The sequence below is a fragment of the Comamonas testosteroni genome (assembly GCF_000761245.1).
GTDB classification, from domain to species: domain Bacteria; phylum Pseudomonadota; class Gammaproteobacteria; order Burkholderiales; family Burkholderiaceae_C; genus Comamonas; species Comamonas testosteroni_C.
In genome coordinates, this window is record NZ_AWOR01000045.1 from 117,877 (window position 1) to 139,302 (window position 21,426).

Here is a 21,426-nt window from a genome sequence, read left to right on the forward strand (position 1 = left end):
CCGCCACGGCAAACCGCGAGCGACCGTGGCCTCTAGCCAGCTCTGGAGTTACTTGCTGTGCTCTATGGTCTTCACATGCTCCGCCACCTGAGCGGCTGTCACGTCGCCAGGGCGGCCGCCCCAGGTCTGACGCATGTAGTTGACTAGGTCGGCCATCTCCTCGTTGCTGAGCTTGTCGGCATAGCCAGGCATGGTCTGCATGCGCTCGCCATGAGCCAGATCACGCTCGTGCACGCCCTCGCGGATCACGCGAATCAGGTTGATGGGCGTGGGGAACATCGCCGTGGTGTTGGTGCTCATGGGCACCGACGAATGCGGCTGGCCTTGGCCCTGCGCACCGTGGCAGCCTGCACACAGGCCAAGGTACAGGTTCTCGCCCTTGACGCTGGTCTGACCCTCGGCAGCCTTGACCTTGGGCCCGGGCATCTCGCGGTTCTGGGTCAGATAGGCGGCCATGGCGCGCACATCGGCCTCCGCCATGCGCGAGGTGGAATGCTCGAGCACCGATGACATGCGGAAAGTCATCACCCCTTGCGGCGACAGGCCGGTGCGGAAGAATTTGACCAGATCGTCCTTGGTCCAGCCGCGCTCACTCAGGGCATCGGGGGTCAGCGCCGGAGCGTACGAACCCTCGATGGTATTGCCCTCGAGATAGCGCGAGCCATCCATGGCGAAGGTGGCCTTGGTGCGCGGGCTGTGACATTCGGCACAGTGGCCCAGCACATCCACCAGATACTTGCCGCGCACCAGTTCGTCCACCGACATGTCGAACTCCTTGGCTGCGGGGCGATTGAGCGCATTCCACATGGCCACGGCAGGACGGATGTTGAACGGGAAGTTCATCTCGCTGGGCTTGTTGGCGACTTCCACGGCCGGCTGCTTCATCAGCCACACCCAGAGTGCATCAACATCGGCACGCGTGATCTGGTGGTAGCTGGCATACGGCATGGCCGGATACAGGTTCTTGCGCCCTGGTGCCATGCCGGCGGCCACTGCCCGGTACAGATCGTCGGCCGTCCAGCCGCCGATGCCGTGCTCCTTGGAAGGCGAGATATTGCTGCCGTAAAGCGTTCCCATGGGGGTGACCATGGGCACGCCGCCTGCCAGCTCCGCCCCCGTGGCAGGCGAGCTGTGGCAGGCCGCACAGTCACCGCCGCGAAACACCTGCTCGCCGCGCTTGTACAGCGCATCGAACTCCTGCGGGCCCAGCTTGGCAAAGTCCACCGTGGCCGGGGGGACGTCGCCACTTGCGCTGCCGTACAGATACATGCCTCCAGCCACGAGCACGCCCAGAACGGCGGCTGCGCCCAGGCCCTTGATCCAGGTCTTAGCCATTGTTGACGACCTCCTTGCTGCGCTTGCCCGTGGTCAGGCCCGGCGTCTTCAGGATCACGTCGCGCACGGCGTTGTAGTAGCGCACATAGCCGGTGCAGCGGCAGATATGGGGCTCGAGCTGCTCCTCGATGGCTTTTTCCACCTCATCGGCGGGCACGGGGTGTTTCTGGAGCTTTTCCACCAGCACGGTGGCCGAGTTCACGAAACCGGGCGTGCAGTAGCCGCACTGGAAGGAGTAGTGCTCGAGAAAGGCCTTTTGCACCGGCGAGGGATGGACCACGCCCTTGTCGTCCACCGAGGCAATGCCTTCCACGGTACGAATGGTCTTGCCGTTGAGCCAGGTCACGCCGGTCACGCAGGCGGGCACGGTGATCGAGCCTTTTTCAGGGTCGTCGACGATGATGGTGCAGGCGCGGCAAACGCCCTGGCCGCAGCCCAGGCGCGTGCCGTTCATGCCCGCGTATTCCTGCAGGAACTCGATCATCATCAAGTCCTTGGGAACGTCGACGGGGCCTACCTGTTTGCGATTGATGGTGGCGGAGAATTGAATACGGTCCTGCATCACAGTGCCTCTTTGATTTTGTCGGGGGTCACGGGGGTGGCATGGAAGCGCTTGCCCGTGGCATGGGCGATGGCGTTGACGCAGGCGGCGACCACCGGAATCATCACCACCTCGGCCATGCCCTTGGGCGGATCGGTGCGCGACAGCGGCGGCAGCACCACGCCCTCGGCCTTCCACACGGCCACTTCGCTGGCGCGCGGCACGTGGTAGCGGTTCAGATTCCACTGACCGTTGCCGGGGCCGGTCTCATGGAGCGGCAGGTCTTCGTACAGCGCGTGGCCAATGCCCATGGCCACACCGCCCTGGATCTGGCCCGAGACCAGCTCGGGCACGATCTGCGTGCCGCATTCCAGCCAGGTCCTGTGCGAGAGGATGTTCACCTTGCCCGTGCCCGGAGACACGGACAGCTCCACCATGGTGGCGCAGGGCGCGTAGTACACCGTGCCCGCATTGGTGCGCTGCACCGGCGGGTAATAGACCTTGTCGCGTGCGATGAAGGCATAGCCGCCGGATTTCATCGCGGCCTTCTTGGCCTCGCCGGCACCCTTGCCGTACTGCACGGACAGGGCGTCGATCATGGCCTGGAACTTTTTGCCCTCGACCGTGAAATCGGCCTTGGCCCAGGCCCAGCGATTGAAGGCATGCACGCAGACGCCGGTCACCATGCCCAGCTCGTGCGCGCGGGCAGCCAGGCGCTCCAGGCTCAGCGGCTCCAGGCCTTCGGCCACGAGCATGCGATCGCGCCACTCCAGCATGTCTTCGGTGACGGTGCTGGGCAGCAACTGTCCACCACCGTCCTTGCCGGACCAGATCGACTGGGCCGCAGGCCACAGGCAGAGCTTGAGCAGCAGCTGCGCCGCCTGCTGCGTGGCGTGGCGGAAGTAGTAGGCCGAGTTCGAGGCCGATACCGGCGAGACCAGACGCGGTGTCCAGGTCGGGTCCCGCGCCAGCTCGTCCTCCTTGGCCTGGGGCGTGGTGTAGGGCTCGTCCTTGGTATGCAGCGGCAGGTTGTCCCAGTGGTTGACTGCGAAGTCCACGTCGTCCGCCGGACGCCCCAGGAAGGGCTCGACCGCCACCAGTTGCGCCGTGGTGCTGCCGGTGCCGATCTCGGTGGCAATGTGACGCATCTTGATGCGGCCCTCGGGCGTGATCTCCAGCTGCGCGATCGAGGCTTCCGCCCCCGTGCCGAAGTCTTTTTGCACCGCACCGAAGCCTATGCCGTAGCGCAGGCCGGGGTTGGCAGCCTCGAAGTCGGCCTTGCGCTTGGCGCGCTCGGTCCACATCGGGTCCTTGGCCGCCATGTCGAGGATCTCGCCGATGCGCAGATGACCCGAGGGTGAGGCGCCCTGGGTGTTCTTCATGCTGCTCTTGAGCACATTGCGCCGGCGCAGCTCGATGGCATCGAGGCCGATCTCCTGGGCGATCTCGTCGACCAGCATCTCGGTATAGGCCATGGATTGCACCGTGCCGTAGCCGCGCATGGAGCCCGCCGTGACGCCGATGGAGGGGTACACCTCGGTCGACAGGTCGCTCTCGGGGAAGTAGTAAATGGATTGCGCCGCCGTCACCGCCACCGTGCCCACCGAGGGGCTGAAGTTGGTCACGCCGCCGCCGTCGCCCACCATGTGGCAGGTCAGCGCCTGGAACTTGCCGTCCTTGTCCACCGAGATCGCGGTCTCCACATCGAAGGGATGGCGCTTGAGTGCGAACTGGAAGTGCTTCCAGCGGTCCAGCGCCAGCCGCACTGGGCGGCCCTGGGCGTACAGCGACGCCAGTGCCACATAGTACGGGAAGGGATGGTGCTCCTTCTGGCCGTAACCCACGGTGTAGGAGCTGATGTAGTCGAGCTGGTTCAGCGGCAGCTTGCTGTCCTTGAGCATGTGCATCACATGCTCGGCCGTGCCATAGGGCGCCTGGCTCGCGGCGACCATATGCAGCGCACCGCTGCCCTGCTCATACCAGGCCAGGCCGTTTTCCATTTCCATGGCCACATGCTCGATGGACTGGCTGTAGTACTTGCGTGCAAAAGCGCGCAAGCCGTCCTTGGGCTGCTTCATCTCGGCCTGAATGCGAGCCGACTCGCCCATCAGCGCGCCGAAGGCGGGGTGGCTGCTGTCGGGCCAGTGCACGCCTTTTTCATCGAGCTGCGGCCAGATGACGGTGTTCTTCATGGGCGAGAACCTGTCTTCGCCATAGCCGTCCTCGCCCTGCACACGTACGTAGCGCGCGGCCACATAGGGCGCGCGCGGCGGCTGGGCAGCCTCGGCACCGAAGCGGAAGATCGCGTCATTGAAGCGCAGGCGCTGGTTGGCCACGCGGAACTTCTCGTAGTCGTGCCAGATGGCCACGGCCACCGGGTGACCCAGCATGGGCGAGACCTGGCCCTTCTTGACGAAGAATTCGCCGTAGAAGCCCGGCTCGGGCATTCCCACGCCGTCGGCGGCAATGGACTCGGCATCGATCAGCACATCGGGCTGGTAGTCGCTGCCCAGCACCGACAGATCCAGGCCTTCATAGATGCGGTCGGCGCGCGGGATATGGATGGTCAGCGCATGCGACTGCTGCGCAGGCCAGCCCTGCATGTCCCTGGCGCGCAGGTCGATGGCAAAGACCTTCTGCCCGGTGACCTTGGCCAGGCCGTCGCGGCGGTAGTTGAGGGTGTTGCCATTGATCCAGTGGGTCTCCTGACCGCTGGCGGGCGTGATCAATTCCGCAAGCGCGTCTTTGACCGGGCGCACACTTGCGATCACGCCCATGGCGGCGGCAGTCTTCAGAAAACTGCGCCGATTCAAGTCCAGTTTGGACACGGTTCCAACTCCTTGCTGCAATGCGCACAGCTACAGCAAGGACTGGCGTGGGCACATCGCTAGATGACTATGTATTCCTGAACGTTGTATGCGTCCAAGAGTCAAAAAGCAGGTGATAACGGCTGCAGTTGTTGTCGGCATTTCTACCCACATATCGCCAGCCTTGGCCGTCCGCCACGCTTTGGTCTTTTAAAAGACTAAGAGGCGCGGAGTATAGAAACAGCGGCCTGCATGATTTCCCGCCACCTAAATTCACAAGTCAAATACTCGGAATATTGATGCTCATCAATGCCAACTTCCTTCATTGATGCTTGTCGCACAAAACGGCGTGCGCCCACTTCGCTGCGCCTCGAATGCTCGATGACATTGCAGAAGCCAGAGCTTTTTGGCTCGGACATTCAGCTTTTTTGAATTGAGACCTCAATCCTGCTGAACCTTTTTGCATTCGCCGCTTCATACACTGCATATCAATTTAAGCAGGCCCCCAGTGCCCGCAACCCGCACTTTCTGATTGCAGTTTCCATGAACTCAAGCTCCCGCTACACCGGTACCGCCATCGCCCTGCACTGGGTTCTGGCCCTGGCGCTGATCGGCATCTTCGCCTTTGGCCTCTATATGACGGGGCTGCCTTTCTCGCCCACACGCCTCAAGTACTTCAACTGGCACAAATGGGCGGGCATGACGATTCTGATCCTGTCCGTGCTGCGCCTGGTCTGGCGTTTCACCCACCGACCGCCGGAGCTGCCCGAAGCCGTCACCCGCACCATGCCCGCCTGGCAGCGCATTGCCCACCATGGCGTGCACCACCTGATGTATGCGCTGTTCTTTGCAATTCCGCTGGTGGGCTGGATGTACAGCTCGGCCGCAGGATTTCCCATCGTGCTGTTCGGTCAATTGCCGCTGCCTGACCTGGTAGGCAAGAGCCCCGAGCTGGCCGAAGCGCTCAAGCCCTGGCACGGCTATCTGGCCTATGCGCTGGCAGCCCTGGTGGCGATGCATATCGCTGCCGTCATCAAGCACCAGATCATTGACCGCGACGGACTGCTGTTACGAATGATTCCTGGGAAATAACACCTCCTGAGCGGCTTTGCCGGGGCGGCGGCGCTTGCCAGGCGTTCCTGACCTGGATCACGCCAGTTTTTAAATTTTCTCTGTTCATCACAAGGAGTTTTTGATGAAAGTCCTTTTTTCCTCTGCACTGATTGCAGCCGCTTTCCTGGGCACTGCCGCACAGGCCGCTCAAGCCCTGGTGCCCACGCAAAGCGCAGTCAACTTTGAAGCCAAGCAGATGGGCGTGCCGCTCAAGGGGCACTTCAAGAAGTTCGACGCCCAGATTGCCTTCGACGCCGCCAAACCCGAGAGCAGCAAGATCCATTTCACGGTCGATACCGGCAGCGCCACCATGGGCGCCAAGGAAACCGATGCCGAACTGCCCAAGGCAGACTGGTTCAACGTTGCCAAATTCCCTCAAGCCACCTTTGACTCCAGCGCCGTCAAGGCTCTGGGCGGAGGCAAGTTCCAGGTGGACGGCACGCTGACCATCAAGGGCAATGCACAAAAGGTGAGCCTGCCCGTGACGCTGACCCAGTCCGGCGCCACCACCACGGCCACCGGCACGCTGGCGCTCAAGCGTCTGAACTTCAAGATCGGCGATGGCGACTGGAAGGACACCTCCATGGTGGCCGACGAGGTCAACGTGCAATTCAAGCTGGCTCTGACCGGCGTCGGCAAGCTTTAAGCGTTTTTTCAGCTCCAGCCCTTGGTAGTCAAGCGCTGGTAGCTCATGTTTTTGATAGTTCTAATCCCTGAAGGAGTATTCACCATGCGTTCCACTCTGTTCGCCCTGGCCGCTGCGTCCCTGTTTGCCACTGCTGCCCAGGCGGCACCCGCCACTTACGCCATCGACCCCACGCACACGTTTGCGACTTTCGAGATCGATCACTTTGGTGCTTCCACCAACCGTGCCCGTTTCGACAAGAAAAGCGGCACTGTGCAGTTCGACAAGGCAGCCAAGACTGGCAAGGTCGAAGTGACCCTGGACATGACTTCGGTGAACTCCGGCACGCCCTCCTTCAACAAGCATCTGCAAAGCGCCGACATCTTCAACGTGGAAAAATTCCCCGAAGCCAAGTTTGTCTCCGACAAGTTTGTGTTTGACGGCGACAAGCTCAAGGAAGTGACCGGCCAGCTGACCCTGCTGGGCAAGACTGCGCCCATCACCGTCAAGGCCAATAAGTTCACCTGCTACGAAAGCCCCATGCTGCAAAAGCGTGAAGTCTGCGGCGGCGACTTCGAGGCAACCATCGACCGCACCCAGTGGGGCGTGAACTACGGCATTCCCTACGGCTTCCCCAAGGAAGTGCGCCTGGTCCTGCAGATCGAGGCTGTGAAGCAGTAATCCAGGTCCGCAAAGACTCTCGAGTGACGCCCTTTGCGGGCTCTCTCTTTGGCCTGGCCCGTGCAAACGGTCCGGGCTTTTTTGCGTCTGCGGCATGCTTCAGACACAAACCCCTTTCATCAAAAAATTTACTTTAGGTTAATCAATTACGAATAGTAGAATAAATCCACTCACACAATTGAAGGAGACATCGCATGAGCCAAGCCGCCCCTACCCCGGTTTACTCCCAGCCCCGGCGTGCGGACATGAGCCAGCTGCCCGCACCTGCGGCCGTGCAGCAGCTGCACCATTACGCCTACAAAGCCAAGGATGCGGAAGAGACTCGTCACTTCTACGAGGACATCCTGGGCCTGCCGCTCTATCACATCATCCAGAGCGACTACGTCCCCTCCACGGGCGAGTACTGTCCCTACACCCATTTCTTCTTCCGCCTCAAGGACGGCTCCTTCATCGCCTTCTTCGACATTGGTGACGACGAAGCGGCCCTTCCCTCACCCAACACTCCGATCTGGATCAATCACATCTCCTTCCGTGTGGACTCCGTGCAGGAGCTCGAAAACACCAAGGCCCGCCTGCAGGCCTGCGGCGTGGAAGTGCTGGGCGTGACGGATCACCACATCTTCAAGAGCATTTACTTCTTCGACCCCAACGGCATCCGCCTGGAGCTGACGGCCCAGTTGGCCGACGAGCTGCAGATGCTCAAGGAAAGCAAGACCGCCCATGCACGTCTGGACGAGTGGACGGCCCGCAAGGAGCAGTGGCGCAAGGAGCGTGCCGAGGGCAAGTCCGGCGCTCCACTCAAGCCGCAAAACAACGACCGACCGGAATTCATCCCTGCCCCCTGAGGCGCTTTGCGCCTTCCCCCCAAGGGGGACGACGCCCTCGCTGCGGGGCGGTTGGGGCCGCCCAGGCCTTGCTCGAAGTCGCTGGCGTGGTACATGCTTATTCGAGCGATGTCTCGCTAATTTAATAGCTGCAAGCGCTTGATAAATAAGTGCAGAAGGGCGAAATAAGACCTACCGCGCTCATCACTGGATCGGATCGCTAAAATCATTGGCAATCCGTCCTTATCTTTCATGCAGACGGCATCCCTTTTCAGGATGCCGTTTTCATTTCCAGAGTTCTTGTAACGCAGCCATGAGCGACACCATTCAACAGCCCGGCCTCGACAGCCTCTCCAAGTCTTTTGAACCTGCCTCCATCGAAGCCCATTGGGGCCCTGAGTGGGAAAAGCGCGGCTACGGCAATGCCGGCTATCGCGGCACGGGCAAGCCCGGTACCGAAGCTACCGCTGCAGGCAACAACTTCTCCATCCAGTTGCCCCCACCCAATGTGACAGGTACGCTGCACATGGGTCACGCGTTCAACCAGACCATCATGGACTCGCTGACACGCTACCACCGCATGAAGGGCTACAACACGGCCTGGATTCCCGGCACCGACCACGCAGGCATCGCTACCCAGATCGTGGTGGAGCGCCAGTTGCAGACCCAGGGCGTGAGCCGCTATGACCTGGGCCGCGACGAGTTCACCAAGAAGGTCTGGGAGTGGAAGGAAAAGTCCGGCAACACCATCACCACCCAGATGCGCCGCATGGGCGATACCGTGGACTGGAGCCGCGAGTACTTCACCATGGACGACAAGCTGTCCAAGGTGGTGACCGAGACCTTTGTGAAGCTGTACCAGCAAGGCCTGATCTACCGCGGCAAGCGCCTGGTGAACTGGGACCCGGTGCTGCAGTCTGCAGTCTCCGACCTGGAAGTGGAAAACCAGGAGAAAGACGGTTCGCTCTGGCATATCGCCTACCCGCTGACCAGCGGCGAAGGCAATCTGGTGGTCGCAACCACCCGTCCCGAAACCATGCTGGGCGACGTGGCCGTGATGGTCCATCCCGAAGACGAGCGCTATCGTGCCCTGATCGGCCAGACCGTGACCCTGCCTCTGGTGGGCCGCCAGATCCCCATCATCGCCGACGAATATGTGGACCGCGAGTTCGGCACCGGCGTGGTGAAGGTGACGCCTGCGCATGACCAGAACGACTATCAGGTAGGCCAGCGCCACAAGCTGCCCATGATCACGGTGCTGACGCTGACCGCCAAGATCAACGACGAAGCACCCGAAAAATACCGCGGCATGGACCGCTTTGTGGCCCGCAAGGCCATCGTGGCCGACCTGGAAGAGCTGGGCCTGATGGTCGAGATCAAGAAGCACAAGCTGATGGTGCCCATCTGCGACCGTACCGGCCAGGTGATCGAGCCCATGCTGACCGACCAGTGGTTCATCGCCATGAGCAAGGTCAGCGACCAGGACCCTACTGGCAAGTCCATCGCCCAGAAGGCGATTGATGCCGTGGCCAATGGCGACGTGACCTTCGTGCCCGAAAACTGGGTCAACACCTACAACCAATGGATGAACAACATCCAGGACTGGTGCATCTCGCGCCAGCTGTGGTGGGGCCACCAGATTCCTGCCTGGTATGACGAAGAAGGCAATATCTACGTTGCCAAGAGCGAAGCCGAAGCCCAGGCCCAGGCCCCCGGCAAGACGCTGCGCCGCGACGAAGACGTGCTGGACACCTGGTACTCCTCGGCCATGGTTCCGTTCAGCACCATGGGCTGGCCCGAGCAGGGCAATGCCGCCGATGATGACTACAACCTCTACCTGCCCTCTTCGGTGCTGGTGACGGGCTACGACATCATCTTCTTCTGGGTGGCGCGCATGATCATGATGACCACGCACTTCACCGGTCGCGTGCCGTTCAAGCATGTCTACATCCATGGCCTGGTGCGCGATGCACAGGGCAAGAAGATGAGCAAGTCCGAAGGCAATGTGCTGGACCCCGTGGACCTGATCGACGGCATCGCACTCGATCCCCTGCTGGACAAGCGCACCACCGGCCTGCGCAAGCCCGAGACTGCGCCCCAGGTGCGCAAGAACACGCAAAAGGAATTCCCCGAAGGCATTCCCGCCTACGGTGCCGACGCACTGCGCTTTACCTTTGCCGCCCTGGCGTCTCTGGGCCGCAGCATCAACTTCGACAGCAAGCGCTGCGAGGGTTACCGCAACTTCTGCAACAAGCTCTGGAATGCTTCGCGCTTTGTGCTGATGAACTGCGAAGGCCATGACTGCGGCCTGGCTCCTCATACCAAGGAACAATGCCAGCCCGGTGGCGAGTTTGCGGGTTATATGCACTTCAGCCAGCCCGACCGCTGGATCGCCTCGCAGCTGCAAAAGGTCGAGGCCGAAGTGGCCAAGGGCTTTGCCGAATTCCGTCTGGACAATGTCGCCAACACGATTTACGACTTCGTCTGGAACGAGTTCTGCGACTGGTATCTGGAAATCGCCAAGGTGCAGATCCAGACCGGCAACGAAGCCCAGCAGCGCGCCACCCGCCGCACGCTGATCCGTACGCTGGAAGCGATTCTGCGTCTGGCCCACCCCATCATTCCGTTTGTGACGGAAGAGCTGTGGCAGCAGGTTGCGCCCGTGGCCGGCCTCAAGGGTGAATCCATCGCCGTGGCCCGCTATCCCGAAGCCCAGCCCGAGAAGATAGACGAAGCATCGATTGCCTACGTGGGCCGCATCAAGCAGATGGTGGACGCTTGCCGTGCGCTGCGCGGCGAGATGGGCGTGTCGCCCGCCCAGCGCCTGCCGCTGCTGGCCGTGGCCGGCAATGCCGACGATTCGACCTTCCTGCGCGCCAATGCCGACGTGCTCAAGAACCTGGCCAAGCTCAGCGAAGTCAAGGTCTTTGACGACGAGGCCGCCTGGGCCACCGCGGCTCAAGCCTCGCCCGTGAACGTGATGGGCGACATCCGTCTGGCTCTGTTCGTGGAGATCGACGTGGAAGCCGAGAAGGCCCGCCTGAGCAAGGAAGCCAAGCGTCTGGAAGGTGAAATCGTGAAAGCCAATGGCAAGCTGGGCAACGAAGCCTTCTGCGCCAAGGCGCCCGCCGCCGTGCTGGAGCAGGAGCGCAAACGTCTGGCCGACTTTGGCGCCACGCTGACACGCATCAACGAGCAACTGGCTCGCCTCGGTTAAACACCGCTAAACTGCCTGATAAAACAAGGCGCAGGCAACTGCGCCTTTTTTCCATCTAGAAAAGACAAGCACATGAGCAATCAAACCCGCGTCCGCAAAGCCGTGTTCCCCGTTGCAGGTCTGGGCACCCGTTTTCTGCCCGCCACCAAAGCTTCCCCGAAGGAGATGCTGCCTGTGGTGGACAAGCCGCTGATCCAGTACGCCGTGGAAGAGGCGTACGAGGCAGGCATCCGCGACATGGTCTTTGTCACCGGCCGCAGCAAGCGAGCCATCGAAGACCATTTCGACACTTCGTACGAACTCGAGAACGAGCTGGAGAATGCCGGCAAGCAAGCCATGCTGGACCTGGTGCGCAGCGTCAGCCCGGCCGATATGAACTGCCTGTTCGTGCGCCAGCCCCGCTCCCTGGGCCTGGGCCATGCCGTGCTGTGCGCAGAGCCTCTGGTGGGGAACGAGCCCTTCGCCGTGATTCTTGCCGACGACCTGATGACCGGAGAGAACGGCGGCCCCGGCGTGATGGCGCAAATGACGGCCGCCTTCCAGAAGCAGGGCCGCTCGCTGCTGGCCGTGCAGGAAGTGCCGCTCGAGCACACCAAGCGCTATGGCATCGTCAAGGGCGAGCCCGCGGGTGGACCTCTGATGCGTATCGACGAGATCGTGGAAAAGCCCGCTCCCGAAAAAGCCCCGTCGCGCATGGGCGTGGCCGGCCGCTATGTGCTGACCCCGGCCATCTTCGACCAGATCCGCAACCAGCCCCAGGGAGTAGGCGGAGAGATACAGCTGACCGATGCCATAGAGCGCCTGATGCAGCACGAGGCCGTCTACGCCTTCCAGTACGCCGGCAAACGCTATGACTGCGGCAGCAAGGAAGGCTTTCTGCAGGCCACGGTGGAGCTGGCGCTGCAGCACCCCGATGTGGGCGACAGCTTTCGCGAGTACCTGAAACAGCTCGTACTCTGAGCCGAACTTGATCGCACCAAGGAGCAGGTGGACTACGGCCCGGACCTGCTCTTTGTTCTTCAGGCTGCAGCATCGAAAAAACGAAAGCGCACACCTGGGTCGCCATCCAGCCTTGCGGCCAGGTTGCGCTCCCATCGCAGATAGCTACTCCAGGCTGGCAGGCGCTTTTCCTGCGGCACGCGCATGATGGAACCCCAGTCGTCCAGAAATGCCGTCAACAGTTGCTCAGGCCTGTGCCCGGCTTCTACAGGCTGGTTCTGGGCAATCCAGGCCTGGGTCCCCCCTTCCAGCCAGCGCACGTTCTTGCTGGCTTCGGCACTCAGCGAGCGCGTCAAAGCACGGGCTGCATGGCGCGCCTGTTGACCATCTGGAGATGTCAGTACCAGCCACTGGCCCTGATCCCGGGCCTCGGCATGAGCCAGCTGCAACGACGCCAGGGCAGCAGCATTCGCATGCACCGCCTGGACAATGTGGGTCTTCACATAATCAAGACTGGGCCCTACGTCCACGACCTTTGCCTGCAGCTGCGCCAACCTTGAAGCAAGCGCATCTGCTGTGACGGACTGCACATCATCGTACTGAGGCAGACCGCCCTGCAAGCCTGCAGCCTCGATGGTTCCGGCATCGCCCGCATAGAGAAAGACATCGCATTCGCCCAGCTGAGCAAGCCAGAATGCCGTGACAGCAGAGCGAAGCTGGTGAGGCTCGTCCAGCAGCACGACCCGGGCATGGCGTACAACCACCAGGTTTTCGAAATGCATCAGCAACTGCCCGCCTGCCACGGCCTGAATGCCGGGGCGGGAAATGGCTCCGGGGCGGAGGTCGAACAGCTGCACACTGCGCTCTCGGTCATCACGCCACTGCGCCAGGCCCTCATCGTCCACGCTCGCCAGTGCAAAGCGTGCGACCAATTCCTGGGCCTTGGCTCGCGCCTGTGATTGAGCAAAGACTGGCAATATCTCCTGCGCCTGCTCCACATCACTCACCTCGGCATGCCCCTGTACGACCCAAGCCATGACGCCATCGTCTACCCACGCCACCGGTACATCGGCGCCACGCAGTACCCGCTGTGTGGCGGTGCCGATGACACCTCGCGTACGACTAAAGCAGGTGACAGCCCACAGATGTCCAGGCTGCGCCGCTGCGGCATGTGCATCCAGATCGCACAGCGGCCATTCCGTACCTGGATAGCTGAGCGCACGGGGCAAGGTACTGTAACGATGCTCGCCCAAGGTCCGCACATCGACCACGGTTGTCGGCACGCCCTGCTGCCAGCGCTGCGCCAGTGCCTGCGCTGACAAGGCAGGAACTTCAAAATGCTGGCGCACCCTCTCACCAAAGGCCTTGACCAGCGTGTTGTAGCCGTCAATCAGCAACTCACCCTGCGCCATCCAGGCTTGCAATCCTCCCTGCAGCGACCATAGCTGCGTGCAACCCAGCTCCCGCAAAAGATCTGCCGCACGCTGCACCTGCTCTTGGGCAGCATCGACGTCCACATCGGCACTGCACAGCACAATCCGCACACCGAGTCTTGGCAACAGAGCTGGGGCCTGCAGTGCCAGCTGAGACAAGGGCAGGTGGCGTGCCGCCACGATGTGGGAGCGGGCATAGTGCCGAGCCTCGGACACATCAAGCAAGGCCAGTTCCTGCCCATCCTGCAGCCAGACACGCAGATCATCGGGGCTAAGCAAAGCCGGGTTACTCACGCTTGACTCCCAGCTCAGTTCGGCTGTATGCCTGCTTGCCTGACCACAGCCAGCCACTTCGTCGACTCGCTCTTGATAAAGCGCTCCAATTCCTGCGGTGTGCTGCCCACGGTGAAAGCACCGATATCGTCATAGCGCTTCTTGAAACCGGGCGATTGCACAATCTCATGCAACTCCTTGGAAACACGTTGCACGATGTCCGGTGGCGTTCCTGAACGCGCAACGACGGCATACCAGGAAGTCACTTCAAAGTTGGGGACTCCAGCCTCTGCGGTCGTGGGTACATCCGGCAGCCAGGGCGCCCTTGTCCTGTAGGCCACGGCCAGCGGCCTGAGCTTGCCACTTTGTATGTAGGGGATGGCTGTGACCACTTCGTTGAAGATGAACTGGGTCTGCCCTCCCATCAGATCGTTGAGCGCCGGCGCAGACCCCTGGTAGGGAATGGCGGTGAAGTTAGCACCTGTCAACGCCTGCAGAGACTCCCCGGCCAGATGCGAGAAGGCGCCGATGCTGACACCGTAATTCACCTGGCCAGGATGCTTGCGAGAATAGGCAATCAGCTCCTGCACATTTTTGACCGGCAGACTGGGATTGACCAGCAACACCTGCGGCGTCTGCACCAGCAGGGAGACAGGGGTGAAGTCCTTGTCCAAGCTATAGCTCAGCTGTTTGAACAGGGCCGGCTGCACCGTGAGGTTGGAGGATGGAGCCAGCAGCAGCGTATAGCCATCTGCAGGCTGGCGGGCCACCCACTCGAAACCGATATTGCCAGCCGCCCCGATACGGTTGTCCACCACTACCGTCTGCTTGAGTCGACGCCCCAGCTCCTCTCCCACTTCACGGGCAATCTTGTCGGCAATGCCGCCCGCCGGGTAGGGCACAACCAGGCGGATGGACTTGCTTGGATAAGCCTCCTTGGCCTGTGCGTTCGGGATATGCATCGCCAGGACGGCCGTCATGGACAGCGCTAGAGATGATGCATGGCGGCGCGAAAAAGAAGCAAAAGGGAAAAGCATGACGTACGGGCCGCAAGAGCGTTGAAAGGAAATGCGGCATTGCAGCGCGTTTCACGCCAGGAGAGAACAACGCTTTTCAAGCAAGCAAATGCGGATTTCGCATTTGGCATTTCTACCCAGGGCACCCACCATGCAAACCAGCCCCATCAGCCTCGCCCGAGGTCTCTGCGTTTTCTCATCTTTCAATGCCCTCCACCTCTTCGGCTACATATACAGCCCCGCAAACTGCAAAGCCCGCTTCGTCATCCGAGGTGCTTTCGGCGCACCCCGTCAAGCGCCTGCCAACTCCTCAACGCTCCCCAAAGCTCTGGGATCGCTGGGAGCTTCCCACGGTGGCCCTGGCGGCCATCCTGTATGCAGCCTGGGCAGCGCTGATCTGGTGGCATGCCCTCATTCCTGGCGCACTGCTTTTTTTGCTTGGCGGCTATGTGGCACAGCTGCATTTTTCCCTGCAGCATGAGTCCATCCATGCCATGCGCCATTGGCCCGCATGGTTGCGCACTGTCCTGGTATGGCCCCCCATCAATCTGTGGCTACCCTACCCGTTCTATCACGCAAGCCACAGCACCCACCATGTCAACGCTCACCTGACCCACCCACAGCGAGACACCGAAAGCGCCTATCACGGTCCCGCGCAATGGAAAGCTCTCAGTCCCCTATGGCGAACCATCTACCAGGCCAACCAAGTGCTTCCTGTACGCCTGACCATGGGCCCCTTGCTGCGCCTCCACAAACTGCTACGCACGGAATGGCGCTTTATACGCTCAGGCGACTTCAGCCGGTCGCCTGTGTGGGCCATTCATACGGCATCGGCCCTGCCCCTGCTGTACTTCGCCTTGGCTCTAGCAGGCATGCAGTGGTGGGAATATCTGCTGTACTTTGTCTATCCCGGCATGATGCTAGGCCAGCTGCGCACTTTTACCGAGCACCGCTGGGGCGAGAAACCGGTGCAACGCACAGCCATCGTGGAATCCAATGTGGTGGGCGGCCTGCTCTACCTCTACAACAATCTGCATCAGGTTCACCATCTGTTTCCTACGCTTCCCTGGTACCGCATCCCTGGCTACTTTCGCCAGCATCGTGAAGCCGTTTTGCAAAGCAATGACGGCTTCCACTACCGCAGTTATGCCGAGATTGCACAGCGCTTCTGGCGTAAACCCGTTTTTGACCCTGTGCACCCGCGCTGGTAAGCGCACCGAGCGCTACAAAAAAAAAGGCCTGCAAATGCAGGCCTTTGTTGCGTCAACCACTGATTTTCAGCGTCGGCGCAGGATATGGATGAACTCATCGCCGATCGTCTGCTGCTCGACCAGCTCATTGCCGGTCTGCTTGGCAAAGGCCTGGAAGTCCCGGATGGAGCCGGTATCGGTGGCCACGACCTTGAGCAGTTGGCCGCTTTGCATGGCAGCCAGCGCTTTCTTGGCTTTGAGAATAGGCAGCGGACAGTTCAGGCCGCGGGTGTCAACTTCTTGATCTACTTGCATGGGGTGGATTCCTCGTCAGCTCCGATTGTAGAAAAGCCGGGCTCTGTCAGTGACAGCGCGGTCTTTGCTCAATTCAGAATGGGGGCCACCGTAAAGCGCGTGTCATCAACCCAGCGTCGCACAGGCCATTTGGCGGGGTCAGGCTCGGGATTTTGACCAGGGCGGAAAGCGCCAAAACGTGGCTCGAAGCCTTTTTGCTTGATCCACTCTGCCAGAGCGTAGCCCGTGCCTGCAGGCCAGCACAGCGACTCCTCGGCCGTCTGCCAGCGGTATTCCAGCAGCTCGGGCGAGAGCTTCACATCCTCTGGCCGGCCCTGCACGCGCACATGGTAGGCAATCAACACCTGATTCATGCGCAGAAACTCCGAGCAACACAGCAGACGCAGCGCCTTCACGCGCAGACCCGTCTCTTCGAGAACCTCGCGACAGATACCGGCTTCTGGCGATTCACCGGCTTCCATAAAGCCCGTAATCAGGCCGAAAACGCCCTCTTGCCACAGTGCATTGCGCGCCAGCAGCACCCGGCCGTCATCACCCTCCACCACAGCCGCCAGCACTGGCGTGGGATTGCCCCAATGCGTGAACCCGCAACTCGGGCAACGCAGACGCTGTACCTCGCCGCTGTCCTCGCTGGCCACAATCCATTGCAGCTCAGTCGCGCAGTTGGAACAAAAGCGGACTTCATAAGCCATGAGGCTCTCCGTATTCTTCACGACTTACGCAAAACGGGTTCAGGCGAGGCGTCTGTCTCAGAAGGCAGGCCGCTGTTGCATTCTTGTTTGCGTAAGTACTATTCTTGATATTGGTAGCAGTCAGCGCTTGATGGATAAACGCTGACTGTCATTTGGAGCTTTGATCCTCTTTTACGCTATCACGCAAAAGACATTGCTCATGCCGGAAACACGCCTGTAGAGAGGTAGCGATCACCACGGTCGCACACCACAAAAACGATGGTGGCGTTCTGCTCGCGTTTGGCAATTTCCTGGGCCACCCACAGTGCACCGGCTGCCGAGATGCCCGCAAAGATGCCCTCTTCGCGCGCCATGCGGCGAGCCATGTCTTCGGCATCGTCCTGGGTCACATAGACCAGTTCGTCGACCAGCGAAGCGTCATAGATCTTGGGCAGATACTCCTCGGGCCACTTGCGGATGCCAGGAATGCGCGATCCCTCGGAAGGCTGAGCGCCGATGATCTTGATGTCCGGGTTCTTTTCCTTGAGGAATTTGGCAACGCCGGTAATGGTTCCGGTAGTACCCATGGCACTCACAAAGTGGGTGATCTCGCCACCGGTCTGCTCCCACAGCTCCGGCCCTGTGGTTTCATAGTGGGCCCTGGGATTGTCGGGGTTGGCAAACTGATCCAGCAGCACACCCTTGCCCTGAGCCACCATCTGGTCGGCCAGATCGCGCGCATATTCCATGCCGCCGCTCTTGGGCGTCAGAATCAGTTCGGCGCCATAAGCCTTCATGGTCTGTGCGCGCTCGATGGACAGGTCCTCGGGCATGATCAGAATCATGCGATAGCCCTTGATGGCTGCAGCCATGGCCAAGGCAATGCCGGTGTTGCCCGACGTTGCCTCGATCAGTGCGTCGCCCGGCTTGATCTCGCCGCGCTCTTCAGCACGCTGGATCATGGACAGCGCAGGCCGGTCCTTGACGGAGCCAGCCGGGTTGTTGCCTTCGAGCTTGCCCAGCACTACGTTTGCACGTTCACGGTTTGCATCCGCGCCGATGCGTTGCAATGCCACCAGCGGCGTGTGACCGATAGCATGTTCGATGGTCGAATAAGTTTTCATGTCCAATACTGTGCCATAATTCGCGTCTGCGCTAAGCGAAGCCCGGGTGGTGAAATTGGTAGACGCAGGGGACTCAAAATCCCCCGCCGCAAGGCGTGCCGGTTCGATTCCGGCCCCGGGCACCACATACAATAAGCCGTTAAGTTCCAAAGACTTAACGGCTTTTTCTTTTGCCGCAATGCTCCCCTCGCAAATTGAGATTTGGTGCATCTCAAAAAAACGATTGGCGCAAAAACCATGCGACGACATCCGAAGCATGCCTGTGTCCTCCCGCTTGCGTGACGAGATGGCAGCTCTCGCTTTGGACAAAGGCGCCCCCATCCAATGATGGCTTCAGTCTATCTGGCGTCCCGCAAGCCTCGTAATTTGCCGCCCCCAAATATCTTGCATCCCGTGCATTAGCGCAGGTTCGCGATATGCCGACCAGCTCGTAATTTACACCCACGAAGCAGGCAGGCTCGACGAGAACGTCATGTCCCTCCGAATTCCTCATCCCACACCAATGAGCAACAGAGCAGTTGGCTGGTGCGAAACGGATGCCGAAAGCTGGCTGCAGGAGGCAAGGCAATTCGCCAAGCGAACCTGGTTCTACCTGTCGTCTACATGGCGGGAAAAATGGGGGCGGCTACAGACAATGGGAACCCGGGCGGAGAGTTTTCCTGTTGGCGAATCTTCGACGTATCCGGATCCGAGGTACTTGGTGATCTAGGGATCGTGAATTCAAATACCGATGTGCAGATCGCGCTGCCGGAAGAAATGCTATTTCACTGAACTCGCACGAGGTTCATGTATTCAGGTCCGTGGAAAGCGAGAAATGGCTGCCATGGACACATGCATGGCGCGAATGCTTGCTCTCCCTCCCCCCCAAAGCGCTGCCTATCGCGGAGCTCTTCAAGGCATCTCACGGGCTGACGTTGTTGTCGCCTATCTCGAAGACCTAGAGGCTTTTGGAACGCGGGTTGAAATCGGCTATGCAAGAGCGGGCAATAAGAGATTGGTCGTGATGACTGCACCTGCCCATAAGAAGCAGCGACGAGACAAAGACTGGGACCATGGCATTTGGTTCGCCATTCGGGCTACTGATAGACACATCGAACTACCAGACCATCCTGGCTCCAGCCAGAACGACCTCTGGCGATCAGCACATGCACACGCAGCATCGGTCATTTCGGAGTGGCCCCCATTCATTGACTCCCCCTCCTAGCACCGCTGAATAGAGTGCAGTGGTCAGCCTCGGTTTGCCTCATAAGGAAGCAGCCTCAAAATCTCCCGTCCCGCTCACTCTTTGAATGTCTCGAACAGCTTTTGCAACGGGGTAACCTCATCCTCGTAGAAGACATCCAGGGATTGGCAGGCATGGCCAAGTCCGCCCAGCGTTGCCGGGGATGATGCCCAGCAATCCAGACGAGACGGGATGCGCGGCCAGCACATTGGCCTCGCTGGCGTTCCTGATCACGCTGAAATCATCCTTGGCCGCGAACTCGTTGACCGAAATCAGCTTGAGATCTTCGGGCCTGCCGCCTGGGGCATGGACACAATGCCCGCACTTTCAAGATCACGCCAGAGCTGTTCCGCGCCGTCAATGCCCAGGCCGATCAAGTGGTACGGGACGGAATGGACCTGGCATTTGCGACCGGCATGCTTTTGAATGATGTGATTGCAGCACAGATGCCTGGAGACGGCCTGCTCAAGCACGATGTCAACAAGACCCAGATAGTCAAAGACGCTATTGAATTTGAGATTGCAGAATCACCCGACTTTGGGGAGATGCCGGCGACGCTGAGGACTACCGCACAGAAGTCCCCATCACTGATGGGGCAGGCCAACGAATCCGCACCATGCCTATGTGCGACATGCGTAACTTCTCGGCCAACCCAACATGACATTGATAAAGCGTCAAAGCTGCCGGATAGCATCCTATGTGAAAGCAGCACGCAAGCTTTGGCCAACAAGGACCACATGATCGAAGGCGCTCAGGTAAAGCTCCCTCCACCTCATGAAAGAAATTTCCCTATCAAGAAACCTTCAAACAAATATTTCAAATTTAAATATGATTTCAATATTCGACGTCAGACAGAGTATTTTTCACGTAAGACCTTGAACACAGCTAACAGCATTATTCAAATGACTCCCATCAGGATTGCACACCTGACGGCTTGCGCTCTGGTTCTTACTTGCATTTTTCCGTATATATTTTTTATATGCGTTGACACAGTCAAAGGGCTTATTTGCAAGTAGGACGCAACCTCGAGAGCGTTCTTTCCTTGAGCTATCAATTTCAATATTTCCACTTCTCTTTCAGTCAGCGACTCAAAGCTCTTGTGTTTGAAGATACTTTCCTCATGCAAATTGGCCTTGAATATTTTTGGAATGATTTTCTTCGCTACTACTGGAGATATAGCCGCTCCGCCATTGGCCACTTCCAGCACAGCTTGCAAGTAACTTCCAAACCATGAGCTCTTTACCAGATATCCAACAGCGCCTCTTTTAAGAGCATTCATTGCCGCATCGTCGTTTTCACTTGCAGAAATTGCAATGCTCTGCACGTCAGGCCTCTTTATTTGGACCGATTCCAGCAACTCGGCTCCTTGACCTTCGCCAATAGACAGGTCGATGAGGAGCACATCGAACTCTTCCAAAAAGACGTTCTTACGAGCCTCTTTGTAGCTGGAAGCCTGCCCTACCAGAAGAGTGCGCGGGTCACGCATGAGTTCCTGCGAGATCACATTCCTGACATGGTTGTCTTCGTCAACCAGAAAGACTCGCACCGGCTGGTTCTGCTGCCCCTTCATGTCGGACGGCCACATGTGCCTAAAGACTGTAGATGTGACTTCTGCACTGCCTGCATCATCAAACCGTGAGCTCATAAATGCGTCGGATAGATACATGTGACACTCCATTTGATGAGTCGATTGCTTGGGAACCTCGCGAAAAATAGAATTCATCCCATTAAAAATCCACAAAAAACAAATAAAGAAAAATAAGGTTTAAATTTTTACAAATTAATACTGGAATACAAGGTATTAACTTCTTTTCATCGTAAAAATAGATGTAAACCCTTTATTTTTGAAACAATGGATAGATAAAATAAAATGAAATATAGATTACATTTTTTAGCATTGTAAGAATTTTTCAACAAGCACTATTTTTTCAATAGCACGTCATTCACGAACCACAACAAATAAATCATTTTTTTCATCATTTTAAATTCTTCAAAAATATCTTTGAATTGGGTATTACTGTTTCTCCGTCGTTTTCTGAAACTGCCTTCACCGAAAGCAGTTTTGGAACGTAACAAAGCACTCCAGAACTTGTTGACGGT

General features: G+C 59.2%; 16 protein-coding genes and 1 tRNA gene. 8 read left to right on the forward strand and 9 right to left on the reverse strand.

The features are described 5' to 3' along the window. Window positions 1–48: 48 nt before the first annotated feature. From P353_RS11280 to P353_RS11290, 3 genes are read right to left on the reverse strand one after another with little or no spacing between them, the layout of a single operon-like run. Complete coding sequence (locus P353_RS11280; protein ID WP_034369133.1) at window positions 49–1,335, reverse strand: cytochrome c; 1,287 nt, start codon at window positions 1,333–1,335, stop codon at window positions 49–51. Next, entirely contained in the window at window positions 1,328–1,897 is a 570-nt protein-coding gene (locus tag P353_RS11285; RefSeq protein ID WP_003052822.1) for a (2Fe-2S)-binding protein, read from the reverse strand. Before P353_RS11285 ends, P353_RS11280 begins: the two co-directional genes overlap by 8 nt. Further along, window positions 1,897–4,704 (reverse strand): xanthine dehydrogenase family protein molybdopterin-binding subunit, encoded by a 2,808-nt coding sequence (locus P353_RS11290; protein WP_034369138.1) that lies wholly within the window; start codon window positions 4,702–4,704, stop codon window positions 1,897–1,899. The genes P353_RS11285 and P353_RS11290 overlap by 1 nt, the downstream gene beginning before the upstream one ends. A 522-nt stretch (window positions 4,705–5,226) precedes the next feature. Here P353_RS11290 and P353_RS11295 point away from each other — a divergent pair. The 6 genes from P353_RS11295 to galU all read left to right on the forward strand — a co-directional run bounded on the left by P353_RS11295 (window position 5,227) and on the right by galU (window position 12,103). Continuing rightward, on the forward strand, window positions 5,227–5,775 hold the full coding sequence (locus tag P353_RS11295; RefSeq protein WP_034369141.1) for a cytochrome b: 549 nt from the start codon (window positions 5,227–5,229) through the stop codon (window positions 5,773–5,775). A 103-nt stretch (window positions 5,776–5,878) separates the two neighbouring features. Then, window positions 5,879–6,442 carry a YceI family protein gene (locus tag P353_RS11300; RefSeq protein WP_034369144.1) on the forward strand — a complete coding sequence of 188 codons (564 nt, stop codon included), beginning with the start codon at window positions 5,879–5,881 and terminating at the stop codon, window positions 6,440–6,442. Between the two features lie 84 nt (window positions 6,443–6,526). Beyond that, window positions 6,527–7,102 carry a YceI family protein gene (locus P353_RS11305; protein WP_034369146.1) on the forward strand — a complete coding sequence of 192 codons (576 nt, stop codon included), beginning with the start codon at window positions 6,527–6,529 and terminating at the stop codon, window positions 7,100–7,102. A gap of 194 nt (window positions 7,103–7,296) precedes the next feature. After that, window positions 7,297–7,947: a VOC family protein gene (locus tag P353_RS11310; RefSeq protein ID WP_052084828.1), complete on the forward strand. Its 651-nt coding sequence runs from the start codon at window positions 7,297–7,299 to the stop codon at window positions 7,945–7,947. A 292-nt stretch (window positions 7,948–8,239) separates the two neighbouring features. Beyond that, window positions 8,240–11,143, forward strand: coding sequence for a valine--tRNA ligase (locus P353_RS11315; protein ID WP_034369149.1), 2,904 nt, complete (start codon window positions 8,240–8,242; stop codon window positions 11,141–11,143). A 72-nt stretch (window positions 11,144–11,215) separates the two neighbouring features. Beyond that, window positions 11,216–12,103: a UTP--glucose-1-phosphate uridylyltransferase GalU gene (gene galU, locus P353_RS11320; RefSeq protein ID WP_034369153.1), complete on the forward strand. Its 888-nt coding sequence runs from the start codon at window positions 11,216–11,218 to the stop codon at window positions 12,101–12,103. 59 nt (window positions 12,104–12,162) lie between these two features. On the opposite strand, the gene P353_RS11325 is transcribed toward galU, so the two are convergent. Further along, the gene (locus tag P353_RS11325) at window positions 12,163–13,809 is read right to left on the reverse strand and encodes a rhodanese-like domain-containing protein (RefSeq protein WP_034369156.1); all 1,647 of its coding nucleotides are present in this window, start codon (window positions 13,807–13,809) and stop codon (window positions 12,163–12,165) included. Window positions 13,810–13,823: 14 nt separating this feature from the next. Then, window positions 13,824–14,768, reverse strand: coding sequence for a Bug family tripartite tricarboxylate transporter substrate binding protein (locus P353_RS11330; RefSeq protein ID WP_034369212.1), 945 nt, complete (start codon window positions 14,766–14,768; stop codon window positions 13,824–13,826). 242 nt (window positions 14,769–15,010) lie between these two features. On the opposite strand from P353_RS11330, the gene P353_RS11335 reads away from it, so the two are divergent. Next, entirely contained in the window at window positions 15,011–16,015 is a 1,005-nt protein-coding gene (locus P353_RS11335) for a fatty acid desaturase (RefSeq protein ID WP_052084829.1), read from the forward strand. A 66-nt stretch (window positions 16,016–16,081) separates the two neighbouring features. On the opposite strand, the gene P353_RS11340 is transcribed toward P353_RS11335, so the two are convergent. The 3 genes from P353_RS11340 to cysM form a co-directional block, all read right to left on the reverse strand. Further along, entirely contained in the window at window positions 16,082–16,309 is a 228-nt protein-coding gene (locus P353_RS11340) for a sulfurtransferase TusA family protein (RefSeq protein WP_034369162.1), read from the reverse strand. Between the two features lie 68 nt (window positions 16,310–16,377). Further along, window positions 16,378–17,001 carry an NUDIX domain-containing protein gene (locus P353_RS11345; protein ID WP_034369168.1) on the reverse strand — a complete coding sequence of 208 codons (624 nt, stop codon included), beginning with the start codon at window positions 16,999–17,001 and terminating at the stop codon, window positions 16,378–16,380. Between the two features lie 197 nt (window positions 17,002–17,198). After that, a complete protein-coding gene (gene cysM / locus P353_RS11350) occupies window positions 17,199–18,104 on the reverse strand; it encodes a cysteine synthase CysM (protein WP_034369171.1) in 906 nt (301 codons plus the stop codon). Window positions 18,105–18,144: 40 nt separating this feature from the next. Between cysM and P353_RS11355 the strand changes: the two genes are divergently transcribed. Beyond that, window positions 18,145–18,229: transfer RNA gene (locus tag P353_RS11355), tRNA-Leu, on the forward strand. Between the two features lie 1,995 nt (window positions 18,230–20,224). On the opposite strand, the gene P353_RS11370 is transcribed toward P353_RS11355, so the two are convergent. Continuing rightward, entirely contained in the window at window positions 20,225–20,992 is a 768-nt protein-coding gene (locus P353_RS11370; RefSeq protein ID WP_034369176.1) for a LuxR C-terminal-related transcriptional regulator, read from the reverse strand. Window positions 20,993–21,426: the final 434 nt, after the last annotated feature.